The 3,188-nt window shown below is 70.1% G+C and carries 2 protein-coding genes; one reads left to right on the top strand and one right to left on the bottom strand.

Going from position 1 to position 3,188, the window contains the following annotated elements; genetic code table 11:
• The coding region (locus tag B1205_RS10785; protein ID WP_254909844.1) for a LacI family DNA-binding transcriptional regulator at window positions 1–858 on the bottom strand (858 nt) is incomplete at its 3' end.
• A 177-nt stretch (window positions 859–1,035) separates the two neighbouring features.
• Here B1205_RS10785 and B1205_RS10780 point away from each other — a divergent pair.
• Window positions 1,036–3,188, top strand: a 2,153-nt coding sequence (locus B1205_RS10780; protein ID WP_254909843.1) for an RICIN domain-containing protein, incomplete at its 3' end; no start/stop codon positions are given.

The following is a 3,188-nucleotide window of genomic DNA, read 5'->3' as shown; positions in this document are numbered from 1 at the left end:
CGGCGGACGGAGGTTCTCCGCCCAGTGCCGGGCGGCGACCCCGGTGAGGGAGAAGTCGCGCGGCACCACCAGCCCGGCGGTCTCCAGCGCCCGCTGCATCCCGGGCAGGGCCGCCTCGTTGACGGTCGCCACGGCGGTCACCTCGGGATGGGTCGCGAGCAGTTCCTCGACGCACGCCTCGCCGGCGGCGACGTCGTCGCCGCAGCAGACGTCGACGCCGGTCAGACCGCGTTCGGTGACCGCCTCGGTGAAGCCGGTCAGCGCCCGGCAGCCGGGGCCGTACCCCGCGGCGACGAGTTCGGCGGACCGGTTGACCAGGGCGATGTGCCGGTGCCCCAGGTCCGCCAGGTGATGCACGCAGCCGGCGATGAGGCCGGCGTAGTCCACGTCCACCCAGCTCATCCCCGCCGGCTGGGCGGTGCGGCCGATGGTCACGAACGGCAGGCCGGCCCGCTCCAGGCGGGTCACCCGCTCGTCGGTGAGCCGGATCTCCATCAGGACCACCCCGTCGACGCGGCGGCCGGTGACGATCCGTTCGAACGACCGGTCGTGGTCGCCGCCGGACGGCGACAGCAGCACGTCGAGGTCGGCCCGCGCGGCGGCCTCGACCACGCTGGCGACGAAGCCGAGCTGCATGTCGGTGAGGCGCCGGCTCGCCGGCGGGATGACCAGGCCGAGGGTACGGGTCCGGCCCTCCTTGAGGGCGCGTGCGCTGGCGTTGGGGCGGTAGTCCAACTCGTCGATGACGGCCTGGATCCGCGCCCGGGTGGCCGCGGAGACCGGCCGCTTGCCGCTGAGCACGTACGACACGGTGCTGCGGGACACCCCGGCCCGGCGGGCGATCTCGCCGATGTTCATCCCGCCCCCGGGTCATCGAATCGGTTCACCTGGTGGGACGACCCTAGGTCGGGCCGTTCACGACTGTCAACGCGCACACCGTCGAGCCATTGACTTGTTTCAATGTTGACCGGTTCGACATCCGCGCTTAACATCAGACGTCATACCTATTGTTGTCGATGTGTCGCTGGAGGAACCGTGAACGCATCCGCCCTGCGCCGGTCGGCTGCGGCCGGTCTCGCCCTGGCGACGGCGGCTGCCGGCATCGCCGTGGCCGCCTTCGCCTCGTCCGCCTCGGCCGCCGTGACCACTCTCTACGCGTCCCCCACCGGCACCGGCACCGGCTGCACCGCGGCGCAACCCTGCTCGCTGACCGCGGCGCAGACCGCGGTGCGCGCGCTGGTCGGCGGCATGACGGACGACATCTTGGTGCAACTGGCCGACGGCGTCTACCGGGTCACCTCGCCCCTGACCTTCGGCGCGGCCGACTCCGGGACGAACGGCCACACCGTCCGCTGGCAGGCCGCCTCCGGCACGCACCCGACGATCAGCGGCGCGAAGCAGATCACCGGCTGGTCCGTCGCGGACACCGGCCGCAACATCTGGAAGGCCAGCGTGGGCGCCGGGCAGGACACCCGGCAGCTCTACGTCGACGGCCAGCTCGCCACCCGGGCGCGGACCCAGGTGAACCGGTCGGACTTCAGCGCCTCGGCCAGCGGCCTGCGGATCACCAACGGCAACCTGAACTACCTGAACAACCTGGCCAACGCCAACCGGGTCGAGGTCGAGGGCGTCAACTCGTTCACCGACCGGTACTCGCCGGTGCAGAGCATCAGCGGCGGGATGCTGACCATGGCGCAGCCGGCCTGGAACAACAACAACTTCGGCTACGACACCCTGATGAACCCGTTCCGGGCCGGCCCGTTCTACCTGGCGAACGCGTACGAGTTCCTCGACTCCCCGGGCGAGTGGTACGCGAACACCAGCACCGGCACGCTGTACTACATCCCCCGCTCCGGCCAGAACATGGCGAACGTGGACGTCGAGTTCCCGGTGGTGCAGTCGCTGGTCCACGTCGGCGGCAGCTACGCCAACCCGGCCCACCACATCGCGTTCACCGGCATCACGTTCACCGGCACGAGCTGGCTGGGCCCCAGCAGCAACCAGGGCTGGGTCGACCAGCAGACCGGCTCGTACATCGCCGGCACCTGGTCGTGGCCCGCGTTCGGCTCCTGCACCTCCGGCTGCCAGCAGTTCGAGGCGGCCCGGCCGAACTGGTCCCAGATGCCCGCCGCCGTGCAGGTGTCGGCCGCCAACACGATCACGTTCAGCGACTCCCAGTTCGTGAACCTGGGCCAGACGGCGGTGGGCATCGGCAACGACGCCAACGCGCACGGCACCGGCGTGGGGCTGGGCGCCAGCGGCATCACGGTCACCCGCTCCGAGATCGCCCGCAACGCGGCCGGCGGTTTCGTCATCGGTGGCGTACGCGCCGACGCGCACCACCCGAGCGACACCCGGATGACCAACCGGGACATCACGATCAGCAACAACCGGATCCACGACCTGGGCGTGGACTACCGGGGCATCAGCTCGGTGCTGCCCACCTACGTCACCAACGCCACGATCAGCCACAACGAGGTCTACAACATGCCGTACTCGGGCATGACCATCGGGTACGGCTGGGGCGCCAACGACGCCGGCGGCAACACCGAGTACGCCAACCGCGGCCTGTACAACTACCAGCCGCGCTACAGCACGCCGACGACCGCGTCCAACGCCCGGGTGGTCGGCAACTACATCCACGACGTCATGCAGCAGATGAACGACGGCGGGTGCATCTACACCCTCGGGTGGAACCCGAACGCGCTGATCAGCGAGAACCACTGCCTGCGGACCAACGGCTACTTCGGCGTCTACTTCGACGAGGGCTCCAAGTACTACACCGTCACCAACAACGTCTTCTCGAACACCGGCACCTGGGCGACCGCCAACTACTGGGGCGGCGAGAACATGGGCAACTGGACGCTCACCAACAACTGGTCGACCAACAACAGCACCAACGTCACCAACGGCGACCGGGGCAACGTGGTCTACGGCAACACCGTCGTGAGCAACGGCAACTGGCCGTCCGGCGCGCAGACCGTGATGAACGCCGCCGGCCCGCAGGGTGGTGGCGGCCCGACCACCCCGCCGCCCGCCGGCACCGCCCGGCAGGTCGTCGGCGAGCAGTCCGGCCGGTGCGTGGACGTGCCCAACTCCTCCACCACCAACGGCACGCAGGTCCAGCTCTGGGACTGCGGCAGCGCCACCGGCCAACGCTGGACGGTCACCTCCGGCCGGCAACTCCA

Origin of the sequence: Micromonospora sp. NBS 11-29 (genome assembly GCF_002140155.1) — a bacterium.
Taxonomy (GTDB): Bacteria; Actinomycetota; Actinomycetes; order Mycobacteriales; family Micromonosporaceae; genus Micromonospora.
Note: the sequence above shows the minus strand (reverse complement) of the source record. Positions and strands in the feature narration are given on the sequence as shown.